At 36.2% G+C, this 14,828-nt stretch carries 16 protein-coding genes; 3 read left to right on the forward strand and 13 right to left on the reverse strand.

Features of this window, described 5'->3' with window-relative positions:
* Nucleotides 1–135: 135 nt before the first annotated feature.
* Together AC1FXP_RS01105 and AC1FXP_RS01110 are read right to left on the reverse strand one after the other, a co-directional pair.
* Nucleotides 136–354, reverse strand: coding sequence for a hypothetical protein (locus AC1FXP_RS01105; protein WP_480058095.1), 219 nt, complete (start codon nt 352–354; stop codon nt 136–138).
* A gap of 117 nt (nt 355–471) precedes the next feature.
* The gene (locus tag AC1FXP_RS01110; protein WP_480058096.1) at nt 472–987 is read right to left on the reverse strand and encodes a YhcN/YlaJ family sporulation lipoprotein; all 516 of its coding nucleotides are present in this window, start codon (nt 985–987) and stop codon (nt 472–474) included.
* A 154-nt stretch (nt 988–1,141) separates the two neighbouring features.
* Here AC1FXP_RS01110 and AC1FXP_RS01115 point away from each other — a divergent pair, with 154 nt between their 5' ends.
* The gene (locus AC1FXP_RS01115) at nt 1,142–1,288 is read left to right on the forward strand and encodes a hypothetical protein (RefSeq protein WP_480058097.1); all 147 of its coding nucleotides are present in this window, start codon (nt 1,142–1,144) and stop codon (nt 1,286–1,288) included.
* Nucleotides 1,289–1,638: 350 nt separating this feature from the next.
* Here AC1FXP_RS01115 and AC1FXP_RS01120 read toward each other — a convergent pair whose 3' ends face one another.
* The 5 genes from AC1FXP_RS01120 to AC1FXP_RS01140 all read right to left on the reverse strand — a co-directional run bounded on the left by AC1FXP_RS01120 (nt 1,639) and on the right by AC1FXP_RS01140 (nt 6,472).
* The gene (locus AC1FXP_RS01120; RefSeq protein WP_480058098.1) at nt 1,639–2,001 is read right to left on the reverse strand and encodes a group I truncated hemoglobin; all 363 of its coding nucleotides are present in this window, start codon (nt 1,999–2,001) and stop codon (nt 1,639–1,641) included.
* Nucleotides 2,002–2,481: 480 nt separating this feature from the next.
* Nucleotides 2,482–3,258: a cytochrome c oxidase assembly protein gene (locus AC1FXP_RS01125; protein WP_480058878.1), complete on the reverse strand. Its 777-nt coding sequence runs from the start codon at nt 3,256–3,258 to the stop codon at nt 2,482–2,484.
* Nucleotides 3,259–3,295: 37 nt separating this feature from the next.
* Nucleotides 3,296–3,796: a DUF2243 domain-containing protein gene (locus AC1FXP_RS01130; protein ID WP_480058099.1), complete on the reverse strand. Its 501-nt coding sequence runs from the start codon at nt 3,794–3,796 to the stop codon at nt 3,296–3,298.
* Nucleotides 3,797–3,950: 154 nt separating this feature from the next.
* Nucleotides 3,951–5,555, reverse strand: coding sequence for an ABC transporter permease (locus AC1FXP_RS01135; RefSeq protein ID WP_480058100.1), 1,605 nt, complete (start codon nt 5,553–5,555; stop codon nt 3,951–3,953).
* Nucleotides 5,555–6,472, reverse strand: coding sequence for an ABC transporter ATP-binding protein (locus tag AC1FXP_RS01140; RefSeq protein WP_480058101.1), 918 nt, complete (start codon nt 6,470–6,472; stop codon nt 5,555–5,557). The genes AC1FXP_RS01135 and AC1FXP_RS01140 overlap by 1 nt, the downstream gene beginning before the upstream one ends.
* Before the next feature lie 177 nt (nt 6,473–6,649).
* Between AC1FXP_RS01140 and AC1FXP_RS01145 the strand changes: the two genes are divergently transcribed.
* Nucleotides 6,650–7,231 (forward strand): TetR/AcrR family transcriptional regulator, encoded by a 582-nt coding sequence (locus AC1FXP_RS01145; RefSeq protein ID WP_480058102.1) that lies wholly within the window; start codon nt 6,650–6,652, stop codon nt 7,229–7,231.
* Nucleotides 7,232–7,426: 195 nt separating this feature from the next.
* Entirely contained in the window at nt 7,427–8,185 is a 759-nt protein-coding gene (locus tag AC1FXP_RS01150) for a DUF3891 family protein (protein ID WP_480058103.1), read from the forward strand.
* Between the two features lie 194 nt (nt 8,186–8,379).
* On the opposite strand, the gene AC1FXP_RS01155 is transcribed toward AC1FXP_RS01150, so the two are convergent.
* The 6 genes from AC1FXP_RS01155 to AC1FXP_RS01180 all read right to left on the reverse strand — a co-directional run bounded on the left by AC1FXP_RS01155 (nt 8,380) and on the right by AC1FXP_RS01180 (nt 14,751).
* The gene (locus AC1FXP_RS01155) at nt 8,380–8,565 is read right to left on the reverse strand and encodes a cysteine-rich CWC family protein (RefSeq protein ID WP_480058104.1); all 186 of its coding nucleotides are present in this window, start codon (nt 8,563–8,565) and stop codon (nt 8,380–8,382) included.
* Between the two features lie 131 nt (nt 8,566–8,696).
* Entirely contained in the window at nt 8,697–10,418 is a 1,722-nt protein-coding gene (cysI, locus tag AC1FXP_RS01160) for an assimilatory sulfite reductase (NADPH) hemoprotein subunit (RefSeq protein WP_480058105.1), read from the reverse strand.
* Between the two features lie 28 nt (nt 10,419–10,446).
* A complete protein-coding gene (locus AC1FXP_RS01165; RefSeq protein WP_480058106.1) occupies nt 10,447–12,282 on the reverse strand; it encodes an assimilatory sulfite reductase (NADPH) flavoprotein subunit in 1,836 nt (611 codons plus the stop codon).
* A 273-nt stretch (nt 12,283–12,555) separates the two neighbouring features.
* Entirely contained in the window at nt 12,556–13,134 is a 579-nt protein-coding gene (locus AC1FXP_RS01170) for a hypothetical protein (protein WP_480058107.1), read from the reverse strand.
* 221 nt (nt 13,135–13,355) lie between these two features.
* Nucleotides 13,356–13,988, reverse strand: a complete 633-nt coding sequence (locus AC1FXP_RS01175) for a hypothetical protein (protein ID WP_480058108.1) — start codon at nt 13,986–13,988, stop codon at nt 13,356–13,358.
* Nucleotides 13,975–14,751: a gamma-glutamyl-gamma-aminobutyrate hydrolase family protein gene (locus tag AC1FXP_RS01180; protein ID WP_480058109.1), complete on the reverse strand. Its 777-nt coding sequence runs from the start codon at nt 14,749–14,751 to the stop codon at nt 13,975–13,977. The genes AC1FXP_RS01175 and AC1FXP_RS01180 overlap by 14 nt, the downstream gene beginning before the upstream one ends.
* Nucleotides 14,752–14,828 lie beyond the last annotated feature (77 nt).

Genomic DNA, 14,828 nt, shown 5'->3' on the forward strand with positions numbered 1-14,828 from the left:
ATTATAATACCTACACTTTATTACGTCAAATTTATATTTTACGTAATAAAGTGTAGGGGTGTCGCTACCCCCTTTTGTTCAAACAAATATTATTAATGACTTCGATTAACCGAAAATTAATATGATATCGTTCATTTACTCGGCCCACAAATAATATTCAATGACTTTTTCCTCGTCTGATACAGAAACCCATCCTAACGCAGTTAAGTCAAATTCATTTGAATCTTTCTCAACCTCTAGATACACATCCCACTTATTTTTTTCATCGCTTCTTGCTGCATCAAACACTTTTACATCTGCAATAGAAATATCTAAATTATTTACATCTATGTATTCTTCGGCAACAAATAGCATTTTTTTAACATTTCCTTCTATATACATAGACGTAAAAAAACTGTTAAAAGTTTCAATTTTTTTATTATTTTTAACAATAAAAAAAGGCTAAATAAATAAGTAGCCTTTTTTTATAATTCATCTTGGAAGTTGATAATGATGTTGTGTACCTCTTGCTATATCGTTAAGAATATCTGTGAAATTTGCACCGATTTGATCGAAAGTCATCCCATTACGTAACTGGTTATCATATGCGTAAATACGTTGAACAATATTCTTATCAGTTGCAACATGGACATGTTTTTCCACATTGGATGCTCTAACCATATGCTGAATTCTTGTGTCTACTTCATTGCTTTCTTCCCCAGTTTGTAAACCAATCAGAACATTATCTTCTTGAATGATAACTCGGGCGTCATCTACCCCATTAATGTCTTCAACCTGTTTTTCTATTTTTTGAATTGTATGTCTTTCGTCCTCTTGATTAGCATGTTCTTCGTTAGCTACTCTTCTCGCCACATCTTTTTCTGTCACTTCATAATCAAACCCTTGCCCTCTTATTCCACCTGGATTCGTTGCATGATCATCTATCCCGCAGCCGGTCAGAGCTAAGAACAGTATCGATATTGTTAATGATATTATTTTTTTTAACACTTTGAGATTCCCCCCTTTGGATTATCATGGCTCAAAGGGAGATTTGCTAAACTATCAGTATTTGGTATTACATAAACGTTTACCAACAATAATTTCCAGTAATATTGGTTTGATTTCAAGGAATTATAAGAAAAAAATAAAGGAAGTGATATCAATGTCTCAAAATACCTCGGATGATATTCGTCACATTATAAAAAAAGCAAAAGAAGATGAGAAGGAAGCAAAGAAGGCAGCGGATATCGTCAGTGATGCTACATCCGATATGATTCCACAAAATGATCAATCACGGAATAACCATTAGAACAGAACGTACGTTCCTTAAAGCTAACTTTCAAACCTTATAGTAATTAGAAGCGTAAAAATAACCATTGTACTTCTGTATTATTTTGTTAATGAAAGTACAATGGTTATTCAGTTTACTGTCCATGTGGATGTCTACATTTCTAACAAACTTACTGATCGAGAGCTCTATAATCGAGTGCGCTTCTACTCTTCATTAAGATGTTTTAACTCATCTTCCACATGTTCAATTATTGGGGGATAATACATAAAAGAAATGGTTTCAATTTACAAATATGAATGCTGTCCAAACGTCATCAATTACGAAAAAGCGTTTCTAAGAAAATCAGAAACGCTCATATGCATGTAATATTACTTATGTACTATATCTTCCTTTAACGAAGCTACTCTTTCCAAAGCTTCGGTTATATCACCTTCGGCTATTCCAAAATGAGCAAGAGCATCGTGGAGATGTTTAGCAATCGTATTAAAATGAAACTGTTGAATGTTCAATCCTTGGTGCGCTTTTTCCATTGACTTGCCTTTATATGTTTGTGGACCACCTAAAGCATAGCTAATAAATTTGGTCTGATGCTGCAGTTGTTTTTCCATATCAGTATTTGTAAAAAAGTGATTTACAGTCTCATCTTTTAAAACCAACTCGTTGTAAAAATAATCTACAACTTTTTCAATCGCTTCTTCTCCACCAACTCTTTCATAGAGATTCTGTTCCATATGTATACACTCCAATCTTCTCTGTAAAGTACTGCCATTCTCATTATAACTGGAATTTCACTACAATTGGGGAAAAAGTCTATTTCTATCTGAAATTCAATGCGTTTTGTTATGTGAAAGATTCCTTGGAAAGGTAACCACTATTATAGGACTTCGCACATTCTCATCCTGCTTTCAAACCGTGTTAATAAACCATTAACTAAAAAGGAGTAATGATATGTATGCACGCAGATGATTTCATTAAACAGACCTTAAGTTTACATCAGGTAGGAACGCCGAGCCTTTCAGTTCCTAGTTGAATCTCCTCTTCTATTTCTTCCTGTGTTGCTTTTTCGCTTAATTCTTTTGTCAATCCTAGTTGCTATAGTTGGTTCATCTTTCTGCATATTTTCTTTATCTTTCATCCAGTGTCCCTCCTTTACACATATTCTTACTTAAAATATGTAAGAAGCAAACATATCTCTTATAGATGAGTATCTACTAATTTTCAATTGAATATCCTGACTGATACATCGTGCGTGGTCTAGTGGATCTATACCATTGCAAGCAAAGTATAAAGATAATGATGATATCTACAACATCTCCGCCGTAGTACATTATCATGCTGCCCATTTCTGCTTGAGACACTGCTACACCAGCTGGTGGGTTCGCATATATATATTTTGATAAAATTCCGTGACCAGCTAGGGCTATTATTAAGACAATCGAACGATACACATAACTTGTTCGATGTGGAGTTGGATCAATATAGATCATGGATACGGTAAAAACATACCCTGCTAAAAATACATGGGCATGAATCAAAATATAAAGAAGCATCTGTTCGTGCATAGCTTGGTATAAATTCGTTGTGTAAAGAATCCATAGCCCTCCAATATTGAGGAGAGATGCGACAAATGGGTCCGTTGCGATTTGAATAGGTTTACTTTTAAGAAATCTCGTAAGTTTCCTAGCTGATGTCACACTTAGGGTACGCAATATAAGAGTCATTGGCGCAGCAAGCACCATCAGTAAAGGTGCAAGCATTCCAAGTAATAAATGACCAAGCATATGCATCGTGAAATCAACATGTGCTCGTTCAGCTAAAGGCCCTGCAACTGCCGCAATAGCACAGATAACACCGACTGACCAACATAAAATCCGATAAAAAGACCATTGTTTGTATTTCCTATTAGAAATCAATACTGCCATAATATAGACAATGAGCGCTATTAAAAATGGAATAGCCAAAATAAATTGTGGAATGATTCCTATCATATGTTCAACATGCGTACTATTCGTATGGTGGATATGCTCATGCGTGTTCACTTGCAACAGCTCTCCCTTGTTGATTGTTAGGGCTAGTTCTTCTTATGAGAATCCATCCTATGATGATTAACACTATAGCACCAATATTCCAGAATAGATCATAAACAATTACATTCTCCACATATCGAATTTGGTGTATACGCATAATCTTGTGTTGAACGATTCCATCATATAATTGGAATACTCCTGCCCCGAAGAAGACGCCTCCCCACCACCGAGTCATCCAAACAGCATTACGTCTGCGCAAGTCTGCAAACAAAAACAATCCACCAATTGTTGCAAACCAGCTAAACGCGTGGAAAAGACCGTCAGAAATTAACCCAATATCAGTCGTTGATCTATCGTAAAAATGATGCCATCTTAGCAATTGATGAAATACCATCTCATCAAAAAAAGCAATCAGACCTAGTCCAAATAAAACCCCTGACCATACATTACGTTTAGAATAAATTACTCTATTTGTTAACATATTTGTTTCGCTTCCCATAGTAACTCCTTAATTCATATCATTGTAAATTTAAAAGTATAGTAAACCAGTTTATCCTGAATTTATTTTCTATAATCAAATACCCCTTAATAACTTATTTGATTTAATATAAAAAAACACCAATTGCTTTTGGGCGATTGGTGTTTTAAGCTAGTTATCCAGATAAATCGCGCTTCTTATATGCAATAAATCCAACAAGGATGAATGCAACAGCAATGCTACTCAACACGAAAAAAATAACAAAATTCATATCTTCAACTGGTAGCTGTGGGATATGACCAAATGGTGAAAGCTTCCCTAGCCATTCAGGAAATTGTAGTAATCCCCCTAGATAAACGACTAGAAATGAGTAACCTAAATAAAGCCAGGATAAGCCTGTAAACTGCGGCTTATAACCGATTACGAGTACCGAAAGTCCGATCATAATCCAAATAGCTGGCAAATAAACCATCGCTGCATTGAACATGACCATAAACGAAATGGGTTCCTCCATGACTGAAACGGATGCAGACCATAACCCTAGAACGGCTAAAAATACCATAGCAAACCCTAAAAAGAAAGCTAATACAAAATAACTGCCTATCACTTTCGTTCGAGATACAGAGCGAGATATTAAATGTTCAGTACGAGCTTTTTTTTCCTCTCCTTTAAGATTCATCATAAACATCAATGCAGGCACAGTACAAACCATCGTAATTACGGACATTAACATCGTTAAAAATTGTTCTGTTAACGATAAACCTTCTACCGGTGTTAATATTTGACTCATCATTTCATTATTTAAAAAGAAAGATTCTAGGTCGCCAAAAACAGAACCGTAAGAAAGACCTAACACATACATGCCGATCGCCCATGTGATGATCCCTGTACGTTGGAGCCTAAACGCTAAACCAAGAGGACTTTGTAGAAACGGTGAAGCATGCTTTCTCCCTGGTTTTGAAGGCAGAAACCCTGAATCCAAGTCCCGAATTGTATTTAAATAAAAAGCGAGTGCAGTCAGCGCGATCGCTGCACAAATTGTTAGGATAATTGGCCACCAAAAATTGTTTACATATACCTCTGTTCCTAAAATCCAACCAAGCGGTGAAAACCAAGAAAGCGTTGCGCTACTTACATCACCAACTGCTCGAATGAGATAAGCAATTCCTAATATAGTGAATGATAAGCCAATGGTCCCTCTAGAATTCTCTGAAAGCTGAGCAAATAATGCTGTGATGGCTGTGAAAAAGATTCCAGTTGCCCCCAACGCAGCTCCATATAATAGTGACCCTTCTAGATTCATACTTTCAATTTGTAAACTATATAATCCGACCCCAATTACAATAGCTAAAATAACATTCAAACTACTTATTACCATAACGGTTGCTGAAAGGTTTGATAAACGACCAACGGGAAGAGACCTAATTAATTCAATCCGTCCTTCTTCTTCATCTGCTCGTGTATGTCGTGTTACGAATAAAATACTCATGATGGCTACGACGATTGCTGTAAATAGTAACATTTGGTGAGCCATCATTGGGCCTTCCATGTAGTTATCTAATCCATATCCAGGTCCAAGCATAGCTGTCATGGCTGGATTTTTCATTGTTTCAGCCATTGCCTGTCTTTCATGATCTGTATGATATAAATTCGTAAAAGCTGATGCTGTTACAATTGTAATTAGGACAAGAGACGTAATCCAAATCGGAAAACGAATTCGATCACGTCGAATGATGAAGCGAGCCATTTCACCTGTTTGATTAGATAGCTGCGTCCACATTACGAGGCACCTCCTGCTCCTAAATGAGAACTCTTTCCTGGACCTTCATAATGACGCATGAATAAATCTTCTAATGTTGGTGGTGAACTTTCTAGTTTTATCAGTCCATACTGACTAACATATTTCATGACTTCGTCTAAATGCTCAGAGTCCACTTGAAAAGAAAGTGCTTGTTCCTTTTCTTGAATATCATGAATCCCCTTTACTTCGTACAGTCCAGTGATGGGAAGCTTTGTTTCGATAAGCAAGTTCGTTCTAGTTAAGTGACGCAATTCATTTAATGTTCCCGTTTCAATCATTTCACCTTGCCGAATGATTCCGACTCTATCACATAATCGCTCTACTTCAGATAAAATGTGACTTGATAACAATATACTCTTTCCAGCCCTCTTTGCTTCCAGTACACAATCTTGGAACACCTTTTCCATTAACGGATCAAGTCCTGAAGTTGGTTCATCCAAGATATACAAATCTGCCTCTGATGCAAAAGCCGCTATTAACGCAACTTTTTGGCGATTTCCTTTTGAATACGTACGACACTTTTTTGATGGATCTAGTTTAAATCTTTCAATAAACTCTTCTCTGCGATTTTTTTGATGACTTCCTCTTAATTTCATAAATAAATCAATGACTTCCCCACCTGTTAAATTTGGCCAAAGATTCACATCTCCAGGTACATATGCAAGATGTCGATGAATCGCTACTGCATTTTTCCAAGCATCTTTTCCGAATATCTTTGCTTCCCCTTCAGTTGCTTTCAATATACCAAGCAAAACTCGAATTGTTGTTGACTTTCCAGCTCCATTAGGACCGATAAAGCCAAACACTTCTCCTGGATTCAATTCCAAATTCACACTTTTCACAGCTGTAAATTTGCCAAACTTCTTTGTTAAATTCGTTGTTTTTATTATGGTCATCTTAAAAACCTCCTTATGGGAATAAAATTCCTCTCTCTATAAAATATGAAAGTTATGAAATTATTTTACTTATACATTTCATAATATATATATAATAACTTTCTGACAAGGGGTTATGAACTTTATCGTTTGTTTTATTTCATATTTTTTATTACAATCTTTATAGAGGTGAATGAAATGGATGGTTTTCAACGACGTAAAGAACAAAAGAAACGGAATATCCTTGAGGCTGCATTAATGTTGTTCATGGAATACGGCATTTCAAAAGTGTCCATTTCAGAAATAGCTAAGGAAGCCAATGTATCACAAGTGACCATATATAATTATTTTGAAAGCAAACATCAATTAATTCACGATGTATTTATTTATTACGTAGACAAGGCATCGAGCGATTTTGAAAAGATTATTTATAGCGACACCCCTTTTCCTGACAAAATCCAAAAAATTATTTTTAATAAGAAAGAAGTAGCAAAACAGATAAATGAAGAATTTTATCAACATCTAATGAAAGAATATTCAACCGAAGGAAATTATATTGAGAAGATTTACGTTGAAAAAGCAGTTCCTTATTTTACTGTTTTGTTTAAAGAAGGAAAAGAACAAGGGTTTATTGATCCGAACTTATCGGAAGAAGCGATCCTTTTTTATGTTCAAATGTTAAAAGACTATATTCAAAGAGAAGATGTTTATCACAAGATCCTTCCACTAACTGAAGACATAACTAATATCTTTTTTTACGGAATAATCGGCAAACGATAAAAATAAGAGAAGTAGTATATGGCGCACGTCTCTGAAGAAGTGCGTCTTTAAATTATTTCTACTTAATCAGTATTAGAGTTTCTCTATAATGAAACGGAATAAACACTAAAGAAGTAATCACATATCAGATAAAAAAGGGATAAACATATTAATGTAGAAGTATGTAAGAAAATCACAGGGTGAGGGGGAACACTGGTGATCGTTCGCGAAAAAGTAAATAGCTTTGTTTTGGTAAAGCAGCATGACCATGCTATTATTTCTGGTCAACTAGCTGAAAATTGGAATGAGGACATATTTCAAGGAATAAACAAAAGAAACGACGTTATATACAGTGTATATCAGCATGATCGAGGATGGATTGCCTTAGATCATACACCTTTTTGGAATGATTTGAATAAGGTGCCGTATTCGTTTATCGACTTTCCACTTGTACCTAAACTAGTGCACTATAAACACGGGATTGATGAAGTGGAAAGAGAGAATTCATACGCAGCTTTGCTATGTAGTCTCCATTTTTGTGCTTTATTAAGTTCTAATGACAATGAATACCAGTGGTTTTTATCTCATGAAGAAGAAAGGCAAGAAAAGTTAAAAAATCAACTCGAAATCAATCCCGCATGCCACGAAAGTTTGCTAATTTCTCATTTTTATTTGCTTCAATTTTGTGATCACTTGTCATTATATTTATGTATGAATAAACCTGGACAACAGAAAAATTATCAGTTCAAAAATTCAGACCAACTTCCATGTACAAATGGCAAGAACATTACTGCAATTTGGCTAAATACTAAACAAGTGTCGATTGCCCCATTCCCTTTTAAAGATGAGTTCGATATTAAGATTAAATATAAAGAAATTATGAAACATGACATTCATAAAATTGGACTAGTAAAAGCATATGAAGAAGCAAATTATCATGAATATGCAGTAAAGATTATAAACAAAGATAAATAACAAATCATATAATCCCCTGATATATGTATGTTCAAGGGATTATTTTTTTGTTTGTAAATTTCAATCGAAAAAATTGACTTTTGTATAATTGAAAGTTCCTTTCTTCTACAAAGACCATACATTGATCAACAGAGTAAGGCCTAAGTAGCGGGACAGGAGCCATGCATTGTTGCAAACAGGAAACATGTTGATACTCATTTTTTAAATGAATCTAGACACGCTTTACATATACACGACTTATCCCTAAGTTCATTTGGAACTAATTCAAAAATTTCATGTGGGAACCATTCTTTCGTACACCAACATGAGTGCAAGCCACAATGATTTTCATTCTTACAGATCGGACACTTCATGAAACAAGTAAATTCATCATTCACCATACCACCTGACCTTTCAAAACGTTATTATATGATCTTAGACACCTTTGTGTTTGATAAAGATCATATGTTTTAATTTGAAGATAATGTATAGAAAAAGAGACAGGATTAAATTCCTGCCTCAACCTTACCAATTAATTATGAAAATTCGTTCCATCCGTTGTAGCTTGAATTACACCTGCACGGATCACAAAGTCTCCAAAGTGTTCACCTTCCTCACGTTCTTTCGCATAACGTGGAAGAAGTACCTTTAGTTCTTTTAAAATTTCATCTTCGCCAATGTTTTCACGATACATTTTACTTAAACGACTGCCATCAAAAGCTGCACCTAAATACATATTGTACTTACCAGGAGCCTTCCCGATGAAGCCGATCTCGGCCAACGTTGGACGAGCGCAACTGTTTGGACAGCCTGTCATACGAATTGTAATTTCTTTATCATTCAAGCCGCTTTCATCGATGATCTCATCAACTTTATCGATTAATTTAGGTAAATAGCGTTCTGCTTCTGCCATTGCTAATCCACATGTTGGAAGCGAAACACAGGCTAGTGAGCTACGACGAATAGCAGAGTAATGCTTCCCATCCGTAAGTCCGTATTGATCGATTAGTTCACTAATCTTCTTCTTCTTTTGGCTCGATACATTAGCAATGACTAAGTTTTGGTTTGCTGTAAGACGGAAATCACCTTTATGGATTTTGGCAATTTCGCGTAAACCTGTCATTAATTTATAATCGTCAAGATCTGTGATTCGACCACCTTGAACGAACAACGTAAAATGCCACTTGCCTTTTGAGCCTTTCACCCAACCGTAGCGATCACCGTTATGGTCAAAATGATAAGGCTTTGCTTCTTCTAGTTTCCATCCTAGACGATTTTCTAATTCTTCCTTCACTGTATCAAGACCAAGTCGATCAACCGTATATTTAAAACGAGCATTTTTTCGTTCAGAACGGTTCCCATAGTCACGTTGAATCATAATGATTTTTTCAGCAACATCATACACTTGTTCTGGCTTACAGAAGCCTATGACTTTTGCTAGCTGCGGGTACGTTTCTTTATCACCATGTGACATTCCCATACCGCCACCAATAGTAACGTTAAAACCAACTAATTTGTTTTCTTCCACAATAGCAATGTAGCCTAAGTCCTGTGAGAAAATATCAACGTCATTAGATGGAGGAACCGCTACACCAATTTTAAATTTACGCGGTAAATAAAGCGCTCCATACATTGGTTCTACTTCATCTACATCTGGTGTGCCAGCAACTTTTTCTTCATCAAGCCAAAGCTCATGATACGCTCTTGTACGAGGTAGTAAATCGTCACTCAACTGCTTGGACCATTTGAATACTTCCTCATGAACTTCAGATTGATCAGGGTTTGGATTACACATAACGTTTCGGTTGACGTCACCACAAGCTGCAATCGTGTCTAACATAGATGCATGAATTTCTTGAATCGTTTTCTTCATATTCCATTTTAGAATTCCGTGCATTTGAAATGCTTGACGTGTTGTTAGCTTTAACGTAGCATTGCCGTATTTTTGAGCAAGCTCATCCATGACTAACCATTGCTCCGGTGTTGAAACCCCACCTGGAGTACGAACGCGTAACATAAATTGATATGCAGGTTCTAGCTTTTGTTTTTGTCTTTCAATTCGAAGATCGCGGTCATCTTGTAAATAGCTTCCGTGGAATTTCATTAAGCGATTGTCATCATCTGAAATTCCCGCACTAATTCGATCCAACATCGTCTCTGCAAGTGTACCACGTAAATAATTGCTTTCCTCTTTGATGCGTTCGACATCACTTGGAGGGCCGTCCGGCGCTTTTAATAATAATTTATTCACCATCTATTATAAACTCCTTCCAATACCTAAATCAGTATACATCGCGCTGATAACGTTTTTGTTGCTGCATGTCAGAAAGATATTTTTCTGCATCCTCACGACTCATGCCGCCTTCTTTTTCAATAATATCAAGTAACGTGTTATGAACATCGTGCGCCATTTTTTTCTCGTCACCACAAATGTAGAAAGCAGCACCTTCTTCAAGCCATTCAAATAATTCCTTGCTGTTTTCTAACATGCGATTCTGTACATACACTTTTTCTTCTGTATCACGTGAGAAGGCAACATCCATTCTCGTTAATACTCCGTCCTTTAACCAATTTTGCCATTCTGTTTGATACAAGAAGTCCGTGACAAAATGCTGGTCACCAAAGAAGAGCCAAGATTTACCTTCTGCACCTATTTCTTCTCGTTCTTGTATAAATGAACGGAATGGGGCGATACCTGTGCCAGGTCCAACCATGATGATTGGGGTATCTGGATTTTCTGGCAACTTAAAGTTTTGGTTATGTTGAATGTAGACAGGAAGTGTATCACCGGGCTGGAGTCGATCTGCACACAAGATTGAACATACACCATTTCTTTCTCTTCCATGTGCCTCATATCGAACCGCACCAATCGTTAAATGCACTTCTTCTTCATTTGCTGATAAACTACTAGCAATTGAATAAAGACGAGATGGCAACTTTCTTAAAATTGAAATGAAATCTTGAGCTGATCCATTCCATGGTCCAAAATCGGAAACTAAATCAAGCATATCGCGACCATCAATATATTCTTTCACTTTCTCATCATTTGTTAAAAGTTCTTTTAAGTCATTGTTCTTGAGAAATGCAGATGCTTTTTCAAGAAGAGCTTTCGTTAAAACGGTAATTTCGAAATTTGTAGTGAGAGCCTCTTTTAGTGAGCGGCTTTCGCCTTGTTTATTAATCTGTACCACTTCAGTAGGGTTTAGATTTAATTCTTTAATAAGGCTGTCTACAAGAGTTGGATCATTTTCAGGGTAGACACCAAGACTATCACCAGGTTCAAATGTCAATCCAGATCCTTCTAACGATAATTCAAGGTGACGTGTTTCTTTATTCGATCCTCGTCCATTTAAGTTAATATTTTCAAGGACTTCTGCTCGAAATGGATTGGTTCTTGAATAGACCGTATCCGCTTCTTGAGCTACAGCTGTTGACGAAACTGGTTCAGTCCCTCCTGCTTGTGCTTGACTTAGACCAGCCAAAACACCCTCGAGCCATTCAGCTGCAGGCTCATCAAAATCAAGATCACAATCAACACGATCATTAAGGCGCTTGCCACCAAGCTCCTCTAGCTTTTGGTCGAATTCTTTCCCTGTTTGACAGAAAAATTCATAAGAGCTGTCACCAAGTGATAACACTGAATAGCGAAGATTCTCTAACTTAGGGGCCCTTCTACCATGAAGGAATTCATGAAACGACAATGCATTATCTGGTGGATCCCCTTCTCCATGAGTACTAACGACAATAAGTAAATTATGTAGCTTCTTTAAATTATTCGGTTTGAAATCATTCATCGATGCGACAGTAACATCAAACCCACGGCCCTCAAGTGTTTTCCCTGCATTTTCTGCCAGTCCTTGAGCGTTTCCTGTTTGCGATCCGAAAAGGATGGTTACTTCCTTAGAAATGGTTTGCTCTACAACGGGCGCTACTGATGGAGCCGCTGTTGGCGCAACCAACTGCTGTTCTGTTGTCCCTGTAGTAGCAGCAAGTGATTGACTGGCTGCAAGATATCCTGTCAACCATACTTTTTGAGATTCTGTTAATGTCGGCAGAAGACGGTTAAGGAGATCTGCCTGCTCCTGATTAAACGGACTATTCATTACCTGAAGTTGCAACAATACCCACCTCACAAATATATCGTAGTATTATATAGATCATTTTAGTATGAATGACTAGATTCAACAAATTTCACTGTATAAAATGATTAATTTAATCGTATCTGTATAATTCCTATAAGTCAAATTGGATTTTGTTATCTCAATCATTTGAAAAACTTATCTTAGAAAAACGAATCATTTATTGTGAAATTAGTTTTCCCTATTCTTGATCTATTATCTTTTAGGTATTTGCAAAAAAACGAAAAAAATCAACCGAAGTCGGCTGATCTTTCATTGATCACAGATATAATCTACATATTGTCTGGCGAAATTGTCTGCTGCTTTTTCATGAGGAATGTTTCGATACCTCTTTTTCTCTTTATTCGTATTTCCGTCTATCATGTTATCGATAAAACGCTCATAATGATACTCTCCTCGGTCAAAGTAATCAAATAACCGTTCTTTCTTACTTTTTCCATTCCCACCAATAAGAGCATGGATATAGTGACCGACTTCGTGTAAGAGCACAAATGCAGCATATTCAAAACAGGTTGTACGATTTTTCTTCAAATCAATAATGTATTCCTTATTCTGAAAACACTCTGTTACTGACATAATGTTAATATAAATAATGGGTTCAAAGGATCCTACATCATCAATGGCTAATTCTCCAGGAAAATTAATTGGCTCATCGGTAATATAGCAGGTTAAATCAGCAACGGCTTCTTTGAAGATAGAAGAATTTAACCATCGAATTGTTTCACATACCCCTTCTAATCCATGGTGTGCATGTTGTTTAGAAATCTTAAATTGACTCTGTAAGTAATTTTCGCTCTCATAGATGAAATTCAAACATTTTTTAACCTTCATAATTTGCACCTCCCATGACATCGTTTTAATAAAACCTCTGTTAAGGGAAAGGAATTCTTATTAAATGCTTATGATAAAAAATAGGATGAATGAACAACTTTTTAAAAACAACACAAAAAAGGGGTGTCTCAAAAAGGTCAAAAACAGACCTTTTGAAACACCCCCCACCTCTATTCCAGACGTTTGGGACAGCCTCTAAAAATAGATGATTCAACATTTAGTTAGGTAATCAGTTTTTCAATTTCCTCTTTTGAGAAGTTTCCGTCTACTCCTGGTTTTAATAGTAAATAATCTATGATTTCTTCATGGCTTATTTCAACATATTGTTTTAACCCTTCAATAATCATACTTAGGTACTCATTAGAAGGTTTAGAGAATGGAACATCTAAATCCCAATCAGCTGTAAAAGTAAAAATAGGTACCCCGTCTTCTTTTCCGAGAAATAAAATTGTCCCGTACCATGAATCTCGAAGTGTTTCATACTTACTTGATTCTACTCTTTCTAAGTTAATGTCTAATTCAAGTCCGTTATTTTCTTGCCTTACCACATCTTTAAATTGTTCTTCCGTAATTAAATACTTCCTGCTATACGTTTTGTATTGTGAATCCTTTGTTAACCCAATAAATCCAACCCCTTGATTTTGCCACCGCTTAGAATTCTTAGCAAAATATAAAGGGTAATTTATAATAAATGTTGCCTCATCTATTGGAAGTGACTTGTCTCTACACCCTACTTCCACCATTTCTGAACCTTCAGGTTTACCGCCTAGGATATAACATAAAAATCGTTCTCTACTTAAATTAGAACCATAACTTGCGTACCAAACATATTTCTTACCATTACTCACTTCCATCACTTCCTGTTATGAAATCAGTGTTTGCAAGCCTGCACTCAGTGATAAAATCCGTAAATATTTGTTGCATCTTTACATCCTCAGTCGCCATTTCTTCCGGATGCCATTGAATCCCTAATAGATAGGGATGTTTTCTTGCTCCCTCAACTGCTTCAATGACTCCGTCTGGTGCCATAGCTACTTGTTTCAGATCAGTTGAAAGTTTATCGATTGACTGGTGATGCATACTGTTAACCCGAATGTTTTTACTGTTGATCATTTTATATAACCTGCTACTTTCAGAAATAGAAACTACGTGAGTCGGTTCTGTACGTTCAGCTTGTTGGTAGTGATTCATTGCATTTGGAATAAATTTCTCTATATCTTGAATGACAGTCCCACCTAATGCAACATTAAGCATGGTGATGCCTCTACAAATTCCTAAAATAGGCTTGTTCTGGTTGATTGCTTGTCTAACAAGCGCTATTTCCATTTGGTCGCGCTTTCCATATGTTTTTTGGGTTTTAGGATCAGGGTCTGCACCGTACGAATGCGGATCAACATCTTCACCATTACTTAATATAATGCCATCACATACAGACACCAATTCTTCTGCTAACTCATCCTTCCCTATTGGAATGACAATAGGTACCCCACCGCCATTTATTACCGCACGTATAAATTTTTCATGTAAATTGACACTACGAATCTGATTATGGTTTACCACGGTACTGGTTATACCAATAATTGGTTTAGAGTATTTCAATTGTAAATCTTCTCCCACTTTTCAATTCTCTTGTGTTAGTTTGAGCGAACTAAAATGAAATCATTCGTATTTGTAAAATAGATTCATGCATTTCT

The organism is Halalkalibacter sp. HAAS-P013 (genome assembly GCF_056619925.1).

Coding starts and splice junctions, on each gene's coding strand:
- AC1FXP_RS01120 (WP_480058098.1), bottom strand. CDS start 2,001: ATGGAACAGAATCTCTATGAAAGAGTTGGTGGAGAAGAAGCGATTGAA.
- AC1FXP_RS01145 (WP_480058102.1), top strand. CDS start 6,650: ATGGATGGTTTTCAACGACGTAAAGAACAAAAGAAACGGAATATCCTT.
- AC1FXP_RS01135 (WP_480058100.1), bottom strand. CDS start 5,555: ATGTGGACGCAGCTATCTAATCAAACAGGTGAAATGGCTCGCTTCATC.
- AC1FXP_RS01155 (WP_480058104.1), bottom strand. CDS start 8,565: ATGGTGAATGATGAATTTACTTGTTTCATGAAGTGTCCGATCTGTAAG.
- AC1FXP_RS01170 (WP_480058107.1), bottom strand. CDS start 13,134: ATGAAGGTTAAAAAATGTTTGAATTTCATCTATGAGAGCGAAAATTAC.
- AC1FXP_RS01130 (WP_480058099.1), bottom strand. CDS start 3,796: ATGGGAAGCGAAACAAATATGTTAACAAATAGAGTAATTTATTCTAAA.
- AC1FXP_RS01105 (WP_480058095.1), bottom strand. CDS start 354: ATGCTATTTGTTGCCGAAGAATACATAGATGTAAATAATTTAGATATT.
- AC1FXP_RS01175 (WP_480058108.1), bottom strand. CDS start 13,988: ATGGAAGTGAGTAATGGTAAGAAATATGTTTGGTACGCAAGTTATGGT.
- AC1FXP_RS01140 (WP_480058101.1), bottom strand. CDS start 6,472: ATGACCATAATAAAAACAACGAATTTAACAAAGAAGTTTGGCAAATTT.
- AC1FXP_RS01115 (WP_480058097.1), top strand. CDS start 1,142: ATGTCTCAAAATACCTCGGATGATATTCGTCACATTATAAAAAAAGCA.
- AC1FXP_RS01125 (WP_480058878.1), bottom strand. CDS start 3,258: ATGATAGGAATCATTCCACAATTTATTTTGGCTATTCCATTTTTAATA.
- cysI (WP_480058105.1), bottom strand. CDS start 10,418: ATGGTGAATAAATTATTATTAAAAGCGCCGGACGGCCCTCCAAGTGAT.